Origin of the sequence: Thermodesulfatator atlanticus DSM 21156, from assembly GCF_000421585.1 — a bacterium.
GTDB classification, from domain to species: Bacteria; Desulfobacterota; Thermodesulfobacteria; order Thermodesulfobacteriales; family Thermodesulfatatoraceae; genus Thermodesulfatator; species Thermodesulfatator atlanticus.
Window position 1 is genome coordinate 68,855 of the sequence record NZ_ATXH01000008.1, and the last position, 15,361, is coordinate 84,215.

The 15,361-nt window shown below is 47.2% G+C and carries 12 protein-coding genes and 1 tRNA gene; 5 read left to right on the top strand and 8 right to left on the bottom strand.

Annotated features, from left to right (window positions below; all coding sequences use genetic code 11):
* Positions 1-62 precede the first annotated feature (62 nt).
* A complete protein-coding gene (locus H528_RS12730) occupies positions 63-1,481 on the top strand; it encodes a multiheme c-type cytochrome (RefSeq protein WP_022853212.1) in 1,419 nt (472 codons plus the stop codon).
* A 31-nt stretch (positions 1,482-1,512) separates the two neighbouring features.
* Here the strand turns inward: H528_RS12730 and H528_RS0104830 are convergent, their stop codons facing one another.
* The 5 genes from H528_RS0104830 to miaB form a co-directional block, all read right to left on the bottom strand.
* Entirely contained in the window at positions 1,513-3,531 is a 2,019-nt protein-coding gene (locus H528_RS0104830) for a biotin/lipoyl-containing protein (RefSeq protein WP_022853213.1), read from the bottom strand.
* Positions 3,532-3,542: 11 nt separating this feature from the next.
* The gene (locus H528_RS0104835) at positions 3,543-5,000 is read right to left on the bottom strand and encodes an acetyl-CoA carboxylase biotin carboxylase subunit (protein WP_022853214.1); all 1,458 of its coding nucleotides are present in this window, start codon (positions 4,998-5,000) and stop codon (positions 3,543-3,545) included.
* A gap of 100 nt (positions 5,001-5,100) precedes the next feature.
* Positions 5,101-5,742: a histidinol phosphate phosphatase domain-containing protein gene (locus H528_RS0104840; RefSeq protein WP_022853215.1), complete on the bottom strand. Its 642-nt coding sequence runs from the start codon at positions 5,740-5,742 to the stop codon at positions 5,101-5,103.
* A gap of 2 nt (positions 5,743-5,744) precedes the next feature.
* On the bottom strand, positions 5,745-6,260 hold the full coding sequence (locus tag H528_RS0104845; protein ID WP_022853216.1) for a bifunctional nuclease family protein: 516 nt from the start codon (positions 6,258-6,260) through the stop codon (positions 5,745-5,747).
* A gap of 34 nt (positions 6,261-6,294) precedes the next feature.
* A complete protein-coding gene (miaB, locus tag H528_RS12735) occupies positions 6,295-7,701 on the bottom strand; it encodes a tRNA (N6-isopentenyl adenosine(37)-C2)-methylthiotransferase MiaB (RefSeq protein ID WP_084677646.1) in 1,407 nt (468 codons plus the stop codon).
* 109 nt (positions 7,702-7,810) lie between these two features.
* On the opposite strand from miaB, the gene H528_RS0104855 reads away from it, so the two are divergent.
* The 4 genes from H528_RS0104855 (at position 7,811) to H528_RS0104875 (ending at position 11,398) form a co-directional block, all read left to right on the top strand.
* The gene (locus H528_RS0104855; protein WP_022853218.1) at positions 7,811-8,620 is read left to right on the top strand and encodes a hemolysin family protein; all 810 of its coding nucleotides are present in this window, start codon (positions 7,811-7,813) and stop codon (positions 8,618-8,620) included.
* Entirely contained in the window at positions 8,621-10,117 is a 1,497-nt protein-coding gene (lnt, locus tag H528_RS12740) for an apolipoprotein N-acyltransferase (RefSeq protein ID WP_022853219.1), read from the top strand.
* Positions 10,118-10,155: 38 nt separating this feature from the next.
* Positions 10,156-11,284, top strand: a protein-coding gene (prfB, locus tag H528_RS0104870; protein ID WP_157608129.1) for a peptide chain release factor 2 whose coding sequence is annotated in 2 segments (ribosomal slippage) — positions 10,156-10,224 and positions 10,226-11,284 — 1,128 coding nt in all. Because the reading frame shifts where the segments join, the coding sequence is not laid out codon by codon here.
* A 38-nt stretch (positions 11,285-11,322) separates the two neighbouring features.
* A tRNA-Glu gene (locus H528_RS0104875) sits at positions 11,323-11,398 on the top strand.
* A gap of 19 nt (positions 11,399-11,417) precedes the next feature.
* Here H528_RS0104875 and H528_RS0104880 read toward each other — a convergent pair.
* From H528_RS0104880 to lexA, 3 genes are read right to left on the bottom strand one after another with little or no spacing between them, the layout of a single operon-like run.
* Positions 11,418-11,834, bottom strand: a complete 417-nt coding sequence (locus tag H528_RS0104880; RefSeq protein WP_022853220.1) for an OB-fold nucleic acid binding domain-containing protein — start codon at positions 11,832-11,834, stop codon at positions 11,418-11,420.
* On the bottom strand, positions 11,809-14,400 hold the full coding sequence (locus tag H528_RS0104885; protein ID WP_022853221.1) for a DNA polymerase III subunit alpha: 2,592 nt from the start codon (positions 14,398-14,400) through the stop codon (positions 11,809-11,811). The genes H528_RS0104880 and H528_RS0104885 overlap by 26 nt, the downstream gene beginning before the upstream one ends.
* Before the next feature lie 46 nt (positions 14,401-14,446).
* Positions 14,447-15,061, bottom strand: a complete 615-nt coding sequence (gene lexA / locus H528_RS0104890) for a transcriptional repressor LexA (protein WP_022853222.1) — start codon at positions 15,059-15,061, stop codon at positions 14,447-14,449.
* Between the last annotated feature and the right edge of the window lie 300 nt (positions 15,062-15,361).

A 15,361-nucleotide genomic window follows, 5' to 3' on the forward strand; every position in this document is an offset into this window, starting at 1 on the left:
AAAGGAGGGGGATTATGAGGTAGGTAGTTTATTTCTTAAGCGTCACATTCTGTTTACCTTTCTTGATTCCAACTGCTCAGGCAAAGATAAGTGAGGCTACCGAGACTTGTCTTTCCTGCCACGAATCTGTCACCCCTGGGATTGTAGAAGACTGGCGTAAGAGTGTTCATGCGAATGTCTTGCCCGGAGAAGTTCTTGCTAAAAAGTACAATGTTAAGGTTCCCAAGAAGTTTGCAAATGTAGTGGTGGGCTGTGCTGAGTGTCATACAATGAATCCCAAAGCACATAAAGACACCTTTGAACACAACGGGTTTCAGGTCCATGTAATTGTTACTCCTAAAAACTGTGCAACTTGCCATCCGGCAGAAGTTGCCCAGTATCAAAAGAACAAAATGGCCCACGCATACAACAATCTGCTCGGAAATCCAGTTTATCACGGACTGGTAGAGGCATCTTTAGGGCCTCAAAGCTTTAAAGACGGTGCCTTGGTTTACGAAAAAACAGACCCTAAAACCAAAGCTGATGCCTGTTTGCACTGCCATGGAACGAAGATCCAGGTAAAAGGCTTTGCTACTCGTGATACCGAGTTTGGCGAAATGAAATTTCCTGTATTTGAAGGCTGGCCCAATAACGGAGTAGGACGTTTGAACCCTGATGGCTCTAAAGGTTCCTGTACTTCTTGTCACCCCAAGCACAGTTTTTCTATGGAAATTGCGCGCAAGCCTTACACCTGTTCTGAGTGTCACAAAGGCCATGATGTCCCCGGTTACAAGGTTTATATGGTTAGCAAACACGGAAACATCTTTTCTTCCAAGGGTCATACCTGGAACTTTAAGCCTGACAATTGGACCGTAGGTAAAGATTTTACCGCGCCTACCTGTGCCACCTGTCACATAAGCAAGCTTGTTGATCAGGATGGCAACGTCATCGTAGAACGTACCCATCAGATGAATGACCGTTTGGCCTGGCGTATTTTCGGCTTGGTGTATGCTCACCCACAGCCCAAGGATCCCGACACCACCAAAATAAAGAACAAGGCAGGACTTCCCTTGCCCACAGAGCTGACAGGAGAGCCGGTAGCTGAGTTTGTAATTGACAAGAAAGAAATGGCCAAGCGTCGTGCTAAGATGAAAAAAGTCTGCTTGTCTTGTCATTCAACCGAATGGGTGGAAGGCCATTTTGCCAAGCTTGACAAGACCATTGAGACCACCAACAAACAAACTTTGGCAGCTACTTTGATTTTGCTTGAGGCTTGGAATAAAGGCGTAGCCAAGGGACTCCCCTCAAGCATTTTTGACGAAGCCATTGAAAAAATGTGGGTTGAACAGTGGCTCTTTTACGCTAACTCCACCCGTTATGCCTCTGCCATGGCTGGTGCTGATTACGGAGCCTTTGCCAATGGTAGGTGGTATCTCAACAAGAATTTGCAACAAATGGCTGACTGGCTGAAGTTTCTCCTTGAGACCAAAAAGACCAAGTAAAAATAAAGAAGGCGGGGGCTGCCCGCCTTCTTTATTCTTCGAGCGGTTTTAACTCGAACAGAAGCTGGCCTTCCTCTACTGTGTCATTTACTTTTACGTGAATGGCAACGATTTGAGCGTCAAAGGGTGCCACAACCGCGTTTTCCATTTTCATGGCTTCAATGTTCGCAATCTCCTCGCCTTTGTGCACGATATCGCCAACTTTAATGATCCCGCGTTCAGGGTTTCCAATGCGCCAGACATTGCCGCTTATGGGTGCGCCTATTTGATTTGGCCCGGTAGCTTTTTTGATTTCTTTCTTTTTGGCCCGCGGGGTCTCAACGGTATAGACCCTGGTTTTGTTGTTTACTTTCATTACCACATGGATAAGGCCTTCGTGCTCGGCACCAATGGACACTAGCTCGATGGCATAGGGCTTGCCGTCAAGCTCAAATTCCACTTTGTCGCCAGGTTTTTTAAGGCCTTCACGCCAAACGTTGGTGGGAAGTACAAGAGGCGCCAGTCCATATTCCTCGCGGAACTTGATGTAATCCACGGCATCCTTGGGATGCATAAGGTAGAGGATAAATTCTTCTTCACTGGGTTTGCGGCCGATTTTTTCTTCAAGCTCATTGCGCAGCTTGTCTAAATCGTCAGGCTTTACTGTTTCAAGGGGAGATTTATCCGTGCGTTCTTTAATCTTTTCTTCCCATTCATCGCCAAAAGCGCTCTGATAAACCCAGTCAGGCGGCCATCCCTGGGGCAGACGTCCGTATTTTCCTAAGATGAGGTTTTTGAAGTCCCCTGGGGCGTTGCGGAAAAGTTGAAGGAGTTCTTCTTTCTCCCAGGGTTCCATTTTTTCAAGGTCTTGGTTCGCCTCTTCAACAAACTTAGTGAGAAGCTTTATCAGATGTTCAACACCTTTTAAGCCCCTTTCTTTGGCGTATTTGTTTACCATTCCCGAGCAGGTAACCCAGGTGATCTGAGAGCCCGGAGTTACGTCGAAGTACTTAATGATGCGGTTATAAAGAGACATTACCTTAAGGATTTGAGGCATGAGGTGTAAGAATCCGCCCTTTTCTGCCTGTTCAAAGGAGCTTGGAAAGGCTCCGCCGGGCATTTTATGCTTGGTAACGTTGTGGTCAAAACCTTTAAACGGGCTTTCTGCCCAGGCGTACTGGTTAATCCACTCCCGCACTTTTTGTACGGCTTTTTCAGCGGCTTCGCGGTTAAGGTGAACCTTTATCCCGGCTTCCTCAAGATAGGCTTGGGCAGCGAGAATAGGGGGTTGGCCGTAAAAGCGGGTGAGAGAGTCTTCCTGCACATCGATGATCTTGGCTCCTGCCTGCGCCGCAGCCAGGTAGGCAGGAAGCGCCAGACCATCGGTGGTATGGCGGTGGTAATGAACTACCAGATCCGGGTATTTTTGTTTTATGGCGTCAATCAATTGGGAGATGCGTTTGGGGCTCCCAACTCCTGCCATGTCTTTGATACAAAGGACGATTTCGTCTGTCCCGCCGCAGAGATCAACGATTTCTTCAACCACTGAAAGATAGTATTCGTCCGTGGTCCACTCTGCCTGGGTGAAAGAAATCGCAGGCTCGAACAAGCGCCCGCGTTTCATGACTATTTCGGCTACTGAACGCATGTTACGAATATCGTTTAAAAATGAGAAACAGCGCCAGACATCAATATCCACCCGGGCAACCACGTACTCGATAACGTTTTTGGGATACGGGCGATAACCCCAGAGGTTGGTCTCACGGATCAAGGTTTGGAGTAACACCGAAGGCATTTTTTCGCGAAGTATGCGGATTTCCTCAAAGGGGTCTTCGCGGCGGTTCATAATGCCTACGTGCCAGCGGGCGCCGCCGTGGCACTCAGCACTAAAAAGCCCCATTTCTTCGTAGTAAGGAGCAAGAGTTGCTAAGTCATAAATACGGTGACGATTTTTGTAATCTGATTGGCCGGCATCACGCATGCCGGTAGAGGTGAACATAACACCATCTAATTCCCGCAGGGTTTTTACTATCTCTTTAGGAGACATTCCAGGTTTAATGATGTTCCACATAGCCAGCTCCTTTACATCCAGGATTGTGGGCCTAAGGCAGAAACCCTGGCCACGAATTTGGCAATTTTAAGAATTTCGTCTTCGGTGCTTTTTTCACGAAACATGGCGACTAATTCGTCCATGTGTTCTTCGATAAAAGTGGTGGAAAAATGTCCTGCCCGAAAGGACGGGTGCCTGATGATTGCCAGCAGAAGCGGTGCGATGGTTTTTACGCCTTCCACGCGTAAGTCTCGACCAAGGGCGCGGTCCATGGTCATAATGGCGGCTTCGCGGTTTTGCCCTGCAGTCATGATAAGCATGATAAGTGAATCGTAATAAGGCGGAATGTCTGCCCCTTCATAAATTCCTTGAGATATACGAACTGCCGGGCCTTGAGGGAGTTGAAGTCTAGTAATAGTGCCAAAAGAAGGATTAAAGGTAACCGGGTCTTCGGCATTTAGTCGAGCTTCTAAGGCCCAGCGGTTGACTTTTACTTCTGACTGTCTAATAGGAAGCTTTTTGCCTTCTGCGATATCTAACATTAATGAGACAATATCAAGTCCGGTGATAAGCTCGGTGATACCATGTTCAACCTGTAAGCGGGTATTTACTTCGAGGAAATAGAATTTATTGGTGGAGGAATCAAAGATAAATTCTACTGTGCCTGCAGAAGCGTAACCTATTTCGCGCATAAGGCGCACCGCGGTGAAACAGATTTCTTCTCGCAGATCCTCATCTAGCGTGGGAGAAGGTGCTTCTTCGATAATTTTCTGGTTACGACGCTGAAGAGTACATTCTCGTTCGTAAAGATGAAGGACTTTGCCGTGCTGGTCGGCTACCACCTGGACTTCTATATGGCGGCCTCTGCGGATATATTTTTCTGCCAGCAAGGTATCATCGCCAAAGGCTTTTAAGGCTTCAGACTTGGCCTGGTTAAAAGCTATGGGGAGCTCATCTTCGGATTCAACTTTTACCATCCCTTTTCCGCCACCGCCTTTGGCAGCCTTTAACATGATAGGATATTCAACGTTTTCTTCTTTTATCCAGCGTTTTACATCGTCAAGGGTTTTAACGTTGTCTATGCCCGGGATGGTGGGCACGTTTGCACGCCTGGCGTATTTTTTGGCTTCTACTTTATCTCCCATAGCCCTTATTACTTGAGGTGGTGGACCGATCCAGGTAAGGCCTGCGTCTTCGACCATTTCTGCAAAGTCTGCGTTTTCTGCCAGAAACCCCCAGCCCGGGTGGATTGCATCAGCACCAACTTTAAGTGCAGCAGCGATGATCTTTTCCATATTGAGATAAGATTCAAGGGGTGGGCCTTCGCCAATGCAAACAGCTTGATCTGCTAAGCGGACATGATAAGCCAGGCGATCTGGGGTGCTGTAAACAGCGGTTGTTTTGATGCGCCTGTCCCTGCAAGTATCCATAATACGCACGGCAGGGACGCCCCTGTTGGCAATAAGCACGTGCGAAATTTTCTTAGGCATAAAGCCCTCCTTTTGAGGCAGATTTTTACGTTAACCTTTTGACTTAACTTAAAAATTAAATTTTCGCAAAGGTTAAATATTTTTGAATAAAAGAAAGGTTTTACTTTAAGAAGCGTTCTCTTACCTGGCGGTAGAGATTGTTTACTTCTGTGGTAGAAAGCCCGGCACCGCGGCCGACCTGGCGGGCGAATTTTTCGGTCATGAAGTCTCCTGGCGCATGGGCATCGGAATTTATAATAAGGGGAGCACCGAAACGTCTAGCAAGAGCTGCCACATGCCCATTAGCAAGGCAATGGCCTTTGCGCCCAGAGAGTTCCAGAAAAACGCCTTTTTCAGCAGCCAGGCGGACTTCTTCTTCACTAATAAGCCCTGGATGCGCAAGGATGTCCGCACCAGCCTTTATCGCAGCCAGGTTTGTACCTGGTTCTACTGGTTCAACCAGCGTTTCTCCATGAACCACGACTATTTGCGCCCCAAGCACCCGAGCCCTCATTACCAGTTCGGCAATTTGCCCAGGAGGTACATGAGTAATCTCAATGCCGGGGATAAGCTTGGCCTTTGACATTTGGTTAAGTGCGCGGGCCGCTGTGATAATGCGCGGCAAAATGAGTTCGATGTTTGATTGGTCTGCATGGTCAGTAATGGCAACGGCCTCATAGCCTAAAACACTAACCCTGCGTAGCAACTCCGCAGGGATTAATTCTCCATCGCTAAATATTGAGTGACAATGAAAATCAAACATGGCTACATTTTGTACTTGCTAATAGCACTGGGATCAAGTTTTTCCAGGAGTTCTTTGAGTTTGTCTTTATCTTGATCCTGTTCGGCAGTCTCCTGTTGGGCTTCGGTCTTGGCAGCCTCTTCAAGGGCCTGGCTCTTTTCAAAAACTTGCTCGTGAACCCAGATTTCGGCATCCGTGCGCAGGGCAATAGCTACCGCATCGCTAGGTCTTGCATCTATTTGTACTTCCCGGCCGTCAATATCAAGGGTAATCAAGGCGTAGTAAGTATTGTCACGCAGATCGCAGACTTCTATGCGCGGGATCTTGATCCCCAAGTGTTCCAGAATATTGATTAAAAGATCGTGCGTCATTGGCCTAGAGAACTGGATATTTTCAAGACGAGTAGCGATAGCCGTGGCTTCAAGAAGTCCTATCCAGATAGGAAGGGTGCGTTCGCCTTCTTCTTCCTTTAAAAGCATCACCGGACTGTTCGATACCGGATCCAGAGCAATGGCCTGGACCTTCATTTTAACTTTCATTTAAGCCTCCCAAAGGGTATTAAACAAGAGACCTTTAGGATTCGTTCTCATTTTTCGTTCCGAAAAATAGGAACGGATCCCCTGTGTTTGTGCTTGCAACACTGATCTCGGCATTTTTGCAAAGGTCTCTAACAAATTTACCGCGTAATGAATGTCTTCCACAATCTTCAATAAAAACACGGACAAGCTTTCCTTTCAAATTTTCCGGCCCCTTAAAGTTTACCACATGATGGCTGCGGGTTCTGCCAGCCCACATCTCCTGGCTGCTTGCACTTTTTCCTTCTACCAATACTTCTACCTCTTTTCCAATAAAAGATTCGTTTATCTCGCGGGTAATCTTTTCTTGAAGCTCGTGGACTTTTTTAAGGCGCCGTGCCTTTTCTTCTTCAGGGACTTTGTTTTCAAATTGTGTTGCCCGGGCAAAGGGGCGATCAGAATACTTGAAGGAGAATATTTCTGCAAAACGCACGGTCTCAAGAAGGCTCAAAGTCTCTTCAAAGTCTTCTTCGGTTTCTCCGGGAAATCCTACGATAATGTCCGTGGTTAAGGTGATTTCAGGGCAAAACTCACGCAAGCGTTTGACCTTTTCAAGGTATTCCTCACGGGTATAACCCCGGTTCATGGCTTTTAAGACACGGTTTGAGCCTGCCTGAACCGGCAAATGCAAATGTTCGCAGACTTCCGGAATCTCTGCGATGGCGCGCATGAGGTCAAGGGTCAAATCTTTAGGATGGCTGGTGGTAAAGCGCACCCGCCAAAGCCCCGGAATTTTGGCTACCTCTCGCAAAAGTTCTGCAAAGGTAGGGAAGTTCTTTTCTTTGCGTCCGTAAGAGTTAACATTCTGGCCAAGGAGCATTACTTCGCGCACACCCTGGCGCACCAGGCATTCTACCTCGGCAAGAATTTCCTCAGGTGGCCTGCTAATCTCTCGTCCACGGGTATAAGGCACCACACAATAAGAGCAGAAATTGTCACATCCCTGCATAATGGTTACAAAGGCCTTTACCGGGGCGGTGCCGTTTAGAGAGGGAAAGATAAGGGGCTGACGAAACTCTTTGCGTAATTCAACATCCACCACCGGACCTTTGCCTTGGCGCACAGAATCCAGGGCCTCTTTTAGGCGATACACGGCCTGCGGTCCAAGGACCATGTCCACGTGGGGGAGCCTTTTTATGATTTTGTCACCTTCTTGCTGGGCAACACAGCCGCAAACTCCAATTATTACTTCAGGGCGCGCCTTCTTAAGATGCTTCAGGCGGCCAACTAAGCCATATACCTTTTCTTCAGCTTTTTTGCGCACAGAACAAGTGTTTATCAGGATAAGGTCTGCTTCTTTGGGTTCGGCACAAAGGATGTATTCATCCTTAATAAGCGCATACATGCGCTCAGAGTCGTATTCGTTCATCTGGCAACCGAAAGTTCTGATAAAGACCTTTTTCATACTCTTAAGTTTAGCAGTAAGATGGGGACAGGCAAAGCAGACAGGTTTTTTGCAATGAAGCCAATCTATTCGTAAAATCAAAGCCATACATTCCAAGAAGGAGGAGCCTTTGCCAGAAGAAAAAACATCTATTTTCAAAGCGTTTAAAGAAATTTTTGCCAAGTCACGGGAAGAAGAAGACAAAGAATTCACCGAAGAGATTACCGAACTCATAGACGAGGGCGAGGAAAAGGGCCTGATTACCCCCGAAGAAGGGGAGATGATTATCAACATCCTTCAAGTACGCAATATTCCTGTGAGAGAAGTAATGGTTCCCCGCAAAGACATCGTAGCCCTTGAAGTAGGCATGGATTTTAAACAACTTGTGGCAGAGGTGACCAAAAATCCCCATACGCGGTACCCGGTTTATCAGAAAGACCTTGATCACATCCGCGGAGTGGTGCACATAAAAGACCTTTTCCGTTTTTGCGGAAGCGCTGAGGCCTTTTCTCTGAGAAGCCTTTGTCGTGAAGCGTACATCGTACCGGAGAACATAAAGGTGAGAGACCTTCTCTCTGAGTTCCGCAAAAGGCGTGAACAATTTGCCATAGTGATTGACGAAAGTGGTGTAGTAAGTGGCCTGGTAACCCTGCGAGACATTTTTTTAGAAATCATGGGCGATGAGGCCCCGGTTTTTCCCAAAGATGCCGCAGGCTGGTACATCCTTGAGGGAACCGTGCGCATTGACGACGTAGAGAAGGCTTTACAGGTTGAGATTCCACGTGGGCCTTACGAAACCATCTCAGGATTTATCATAGAAAAAGCAGGGCGCTTGCCAGAAGAAGGCGAGCGTTTTCGCTTTGATGATCTGGAGCTAGAGATACTTGCTGCCGATGAACGCCGAATCAAAAAAATCAGGGCAAGAAAGGTAAAAGCTTAAATGTGGGCGTATGGTCTTTCTATTTTAGCAGGAGTTTTGTTGTTTCTGGCTCATCCCAAAACTTCTTATTCGTTTCTGGCCTTTTTTGGGCTGGCCTTTGCGCTTGAAGCCCAGCGCCTTAACCCTAGGCGGTCTTTTTCTTTGGCATTCCTAACGGGCTTTTGCTACTTTTTTGGGCTTCTTTACTGGCTAACCGGCGTGATGACCGAGTTTGGCGGTCTTATGTTTCCTGCGGCCTTGGGTGTCCTAGCACTTCTTTGCGCGTATCTTTCCCTTTACTTAGCAGTTCCCCTCTGGCTTTCCCAAAAAATTGGCCTTCTGAGAGCATCTCCTTTAAATGCCATTTTTTTTGCCGCCTTGTTGACTGCATTCGAATTTTTAAGGGCCAAAGTCCCCATTGCCTTTCCCTGGGGGTATCTAGGGGCCACCCAGTACCAGAATCTATTTCTCCTTCAAATAGCTTCTTTAGGAGGAATTTACGCGGTTTCCTTTGTACTTTTTCTCTGTAACTACGGGGCCTTTGCGCTTCTTTCCCAGCAAAGGGCTATCCCTACTTTGGCTTTGGTGGCTTTGGTCCTTGTAGGGGCCTATGTTTATGGCGCAAGGGCCTTAGAGCAAAAAAGCTTACAAGGGACACCTCAGCGTATTGCCATAATCCAGGGAAATATCCCCCAAAACATCAAATGGGACCCGAAGTTTCAGCGAGAAACCGTGGCAAAATATCTCGCTTTGTCTCAAAAGGTCCTTAAAGAAAAGCCTGAAGTAATTATCTGGCCAGAAACAGCGCTTCCTTTTTTCTTTAACCCCACGAAGGAGCTAAGCCAGCAGATTATTTCCTTTGCCAAGGAAAACCGGGTTCCGTTGATTTTTGGGGCCCCGAGAGTGGTTATCCAGGGAGATGAGCCTAAGGTTTTTAACAGTTTGTTTTTGCTTGATAAAACCGGTTTAATCAAAGGGATTTATGACAAGCAGCGCTTAGTGCCTTTTGGAGAGTTCATTCCCTTTGAAAAAGAGCTTCCCTTTTTGCGTACTTTTGCCGTGGCATCAGGAGATTATTCCCCTGGTATTGCAAGTGGCCCGCTGGCGCTTTCTGCTAAAGAGATTTTTGGTCCACTAATCTGTTTTGAAAGCGTGTTTCCCGACCTTGCCCGCAGGCAGGCAAAAGATGGTGCTACGATTCTTCTAGTGGCCACAAACGACGCCTGGTTTCGCACAAGCGCCGGGCCTTACCAGCATTTTGCCCAGGCGGTTTTTCGGGCGGTGGAAAACAGGCGCTATCTGGTGCGCGTGGCCAACACCGGCATTAGCGGCTTGATAGACCCTTTTGGTCACATTATAATGGCAACTCCCCTTGAAAAAGAAGCAAGTCTTTGTATAAAAGCTGAGCATTTATCATTTTTGAGCTGGTATACTAAACATGGCGATGTTTTTGCTGTTTTATGTTCAGTTTTAAGCCTTTTGGCAGGCTTAAAATATTTGGGGAGGAGGAAAAAATGAAAAGACGGGTCCTTGAAATTAAGACCGGGGAAAAGGCTTTGGCCTTAAACCCTGCTGAGATAAAGATGGAACTTGAGCGGCTTTCTGAACGCATCTCTAGCCTAAGGAGGTGTCTTTGATCCGGAAGCCAAGAGGAAAAAGCTCGCAGAAATTGAGAAGGAATTAGTCAAAGAGAATTTTTGGGAGCGCAAAGAAGCCAAAGAGATACTGCGAGAGCGGGCTCGCATTGAAGAGCTTCTGGCTTCCTGGGAAAGCCTGGAACAAGAGTTTGAAGACTTGAAAATCCTTTTTGAGCTTGCCCTTGAAGAAGACGACGAAGAAACCCTCAAAGAAGTCCGCAAAAAACTAAAAAAGCTTTCTGCGGCCATCGAGGATCAGGAGGTCAAACTTTTTCTTTCAGGCCCTCACGACACCTCCAATGCCATAGTCACCATTCATGCAGGAGCAGGAGGCACAGAGGCCCAAGATTGGGTGGAAATGCTTTTGCGTATGTATCTCCGTTGGGCAGAGAAAAAGGGCTTTAAAACCAAGATAATCGACATCCTTCCAGGAGAAGAAGCAGGCATTAAGTCTGTTACTTTTATTGTGGAAGGCCCTTATGCTTACGGGCACCTTAAAGCGGAAGCCGGGATACATCGTTTGGTGCGCATCTCGCCTTTTGATGCCAGTGGCAGGCGCCACACCTCTTTTGCTTCGGTTTCCGTGATCCCTGAAATCGAAGAAGATATCCAGGTAGAAATCAGACCAGAAGACCTCAAAATCGAAACCATGCGTGCCAGTGGCCATGGCGGCCAGCACGTTAATAAGACCGAAAGCGCGGTGCGCATTACCCATTTGCCCACAGGTATTGTAGTGCAGTGCCAAAACGAACGCTCTCAACACCGCAACAAGGCTATCGCCATGGCTATCCTTAAGGCTAGGCTTTACGAGCTTGAGCGGCGCAAAAAGGAAGAAGAACGCCAGAAGCTTTACGGCGAAAAGAAAGAAATTGCCTGGGGTAGCCAGATTCGTTCTTACGTACTGCATCCTTATCGCTTGATAAAAGACCATCGTACGGGTTTAGAAGTGGGTAATGTTGAGGCAGTGCTTGACGGTGATCTTGACCGCTTTATCCGCGCCTATCACCTTGATAAGGCCCGTAAAGACGCTTATCAGCCTGTTTCTTGACAGAAGTGTTACGGCTAGCTAATGTAAGAAATGCTTACGGCCCCATCGTCTAGCGGCCTAGGATACTGGCCTCTCACGCCAGAGACCGGGGTTCGAGTCCCCGTGGGGCCGCCAAAACTCCTTCAACAAAAGCTTAAAATGGCGAAGCAAGGTCTTCAATTAAGATGGTCCGAGATCCGCTATGTTCCTGTAGCCTGCCCTTTAAGAAAACTACCTGCTGAGTAAATACCGCTTTGGCACACTTCCCCTGGCTTTCAGGAGGGATCACCAGGTCTATGAGCCCGGTTTCGTCTTCAAGAGTTACGAATATAATGCGTTTTCCGGATCTCACCGGAGGAGTATGAACCAGTATTACCAAGCCTGCGACCTTGACCCTTGTTTGCGGGGGAAGTTTTTTTATTTCACTGGCTGTTACAAATTTTTGGGCCCTTAGTTGAGGTCTTAAAGCTTCAAGAGGATGCGCTCGAACAAAAACCTTAAGGGCACCATCTTTCATGATAGCTTCTTCAATAGGAAGTTTCGGCCTAAGCCACTTCTTTTTCAGCGGCATTAAGCCCCTCCAGTGCACCACAAAGGAAAAGGTTTTTCAGAATAAGCTTTGATAAAGAGACTCTTGCCAGCAAGTTTTCAATACTCGTGTAAGTCCCGCCTTTTTCTCTTTCCAGAACGATCCTTTCTGCGGTTCTGGGGCCAAGGAGTCTTACCTCTGTGAGCGGTACCCTTATGCCATCCCTTTCAGGCAGATATTCAAGACCACTAGAATTAACATGGGGAGGATACACGGGAATTCCTTTGCGGCGGGCTTCGTTTAGAATGACAAAATGCGGATAGGACCCCACGGGTCCGGCATTCAACAGGCCAATGTAAAACTCCCGGGGATAGTGGGCCTTAAGATAAGCGCTCTGGTAGGTAATGTGGGCAAAAGAAGCGGCGTGGGCCTTACAAAATCCATAGGCAGCAAAGGATGCTACCATCTCAAAAACACGTTCAGCAACTGCTTGAGAATAGCCTTTTTTTAGGGCCCCTGATATGAATTTGTCTTTTATTTTGGCCATCTCTTCGGGGCTTCGGTCTTTGGTCATGGCCCTGCGGAAGGCATCAGCTTCTGCATAGCTCATTCCGGCAAAGTGATGGGCTATCTCAAGGACTTGCTCCTGAAAGAGAATTACCCCGTAGGTCTCTTCAAGGATTGGCTTGAGATCAGGGTAGGGATAAATGACTCTTGTTTTACCATTTCTTCGGCGCACGTAGGGATTTACCATGTCGCCTTCCACAGGCCCCGGACGAAAAAGGGATATTTCAGCTACAATATCCAGAAAACATCTAGGTTTTAACCTCACCACAAGCTGTCTCTGTCCGGGGGACTCAAGTTGAAAAACACCAAGGGTGTCTCCTTTTTTAAGAAGGCTATACGTTTTGGGGTCATTAAGGGGCGTGTTTTCAAGGTCAAGTTTTTTGTGTTGTCCTGCCAGGGCCTCTAAGCTTTTTCTGATAGCAGTGTGCATTCGAAGGCCAAGCAAATCAAGTTTCAGAAGCCCCAGGGCTTCAACATCGTCTTTGTCGAATTGGATCACCGGTAGTCCTTTGGCTGACAAAGCAATCGGGCTTATGTTTTCGACGGGCTCCGGTGCAATAACTACCCCGCCCAGGTGAACTGAGTGTCTAAAGGGCAGCCCCGCAATTTGCGCTGAAAGCCACAGAAGTTTTTCTTCTTTTAGGATGGGATGGTCTTTGAGTTCGGGAAAACGGGAAAGGGCAGTTAAAATGTCAACACCCCGAAAGGCAGAGGGAAGTCCGCGGGAAAGCTCAGCTATTTCTTCTAAAGAATAACCCAGCGCTTTTCCCAGCATGCGCACAGCTCCCCTTGTTTTGAAGGTTAGGATGGTGGCGACCATGGCAGCCTGTCCGGGGAGTTGCTTCATTACATACTCAAGGATTTCGCTTCTTCTATCGGAGTCGAAATCAAGATCTACATCGGGAAGATCAGCCCGTCCATCATTGAGAAACCGCTCGAAAAGAAGCTTGTGTTCCAGGGGATCAACTCCTCCCAGAAGGAGATGAACTACAAGGGAGCCTGCTGCTGAGCCTCTGACAGTGCAACGGATTTGCCTTTGGGCGGCAAAATCCTTGATTTTTTTTACGAGAAGAAAAAAATCCGCAAGCTTTCGGCCCTTGATTACCGAGAGCTCTTTTTCAAGCCTTACAAGATAATCAAAGGGGACCGGCTTTTTTCGGCGTGCAAGAGAAAGCACACAAAGACGAGAAATAAGACGATTGGCTAGCTCGCTTGAGGGGTAGAACTTAGGAGGGCGTGGACGGCCAAGGGGAATTTCAAGGGAAATGTCTTCGGATATTAAAACAGTATTTTCCAGGGCATCGGGATATGGGATCCTTTGGGCCATTTCTTGAGCAGAAGCCAGATAAAAAGAATCATTGGGAAGAGGCGAGATTTTACGGTGGTGATAGGCTCTGGCAATCCCCACAAGGGCTTTATGGACTTCGTAATCTTCGGGCAAAAGATAGGTTACTTCATTGGTTGCAATTACCGGAAGATTAAGCTTTTGGGCGAGTTCATAGGTGAGGTGGAGAGCTTCTTCATCTTTTGGCAGGAAATGATTTTGGAGCACTACAAAAAGTCGATTTTCTTCTGGAAAGAAATTTTTTAAAAAGCGCAGGAAATTTTCTGCCTCCGGGATGTTTTTCTTCTCAATAAGCGACCTCAGGCGCGAGCCTCTCCCCCCGGCAAGACAGATGAGATTTTGCGAGAGATGGGAAAGATGGTCAAAGCGCAGGGCGGGGTTGCCTCTAGGGTTTTCAAGATGAGCCTTTGTGAGGAGACGGCAAAGGTTTTTATAGCCCTCATAATTTCGGGCAAGTAAAACAAGTGTATGGCCGTCTTTCATCGTAATTTCTGAACCGATGATGGGTTTGATACGAGCCCTTTTAGCTTTGCGATAAAATCTGATCGCTCCGTAAAGGCCGTTCAAATCCGTTAAGGCAAGACTTTTTTGGCCTAGTTTTTTTGCTTGAGTCACGAGTTCTTCGGGGTGGAACGTGCCCCAAAAAAAGGAAAAAGCACTCTTTGTTTGAAGATGTACGAACCCTGTTTGGGACATTTTTGATTTATCCTTCAACTGAGAAGCGATTTAGAGGGTTTTTCGCCTAGCCTTTCCTCAAAAGACCTACCTTAACCCCCAGGATTTTCAGTTTGCCGTTTTCAACTTCTTCTTTGGAAAAGATCATTGGTTCATAAACTGGATTTTCAGGGTGAAGTTCTATGCGGCCTTGAGATATCTTTAGCCTTTTCAAGGTGACATAAGGTTCTGGTTCATAAATAAGGGCAGCTACAATATCTCCTGAAAAGGCTTCCTCCTGCGGACGGATGACCACCAGGTCTCCAGGAAGGATTCCGGCATCTTTCATGGAATCTCCTCTGACTCGTACCATAAAAAGCCTGCCTCCTCCAAAAAACGAGGGATCAATGGGAACGACTTCTTCAAGGTCTTCGTATGGTATCAGGGGTTCGCCGGCCGGGATTTTTCCCAGCACAGGGATCCCTTTTGCAGGTCTTAGAAGCCTGATCCCGCGAGCTTCTCCAGGGACAAGTTCGACGAATCCTTTGGCCTCAAGCCTTCTTAAGAGTTTGTGAACGGAGCTTTTTGAAGAAAAGCCGCAGGCTTCAGCTATTTCCCTAAAAGAGGGAGGGTAGCCGTTTTTAGAGAGGTATTCCTCTATAAACTCAAGGGCTATTTTTTCGGATTCGCTAAGCTTTGGCATAAAACTGTACCTTTGGGCGAACGTTCGTTTCCAGTGTAGCGAACATAAGTTTCCCGGTCAAGAGGATTTCGAGTTTGCGTGATTAGCAGGGATTTTGCGTGTGAAGGATTCTTAATGATTTACCGGATCCGTTCCCATTTTTTCGAAGGCGAAAAATAGGAACGGTTGCTCAATGTAGGGCGTTTAATTCTCAAGGACTTGCCAACCCGAGTTTGACAGTTAATAGGTAAAATTTGCCCTTCTCGAAAAGAACTTCCCTTTATTTTCAAGGGTTTCAGAGGATGGAGGGTGTTTATTTTC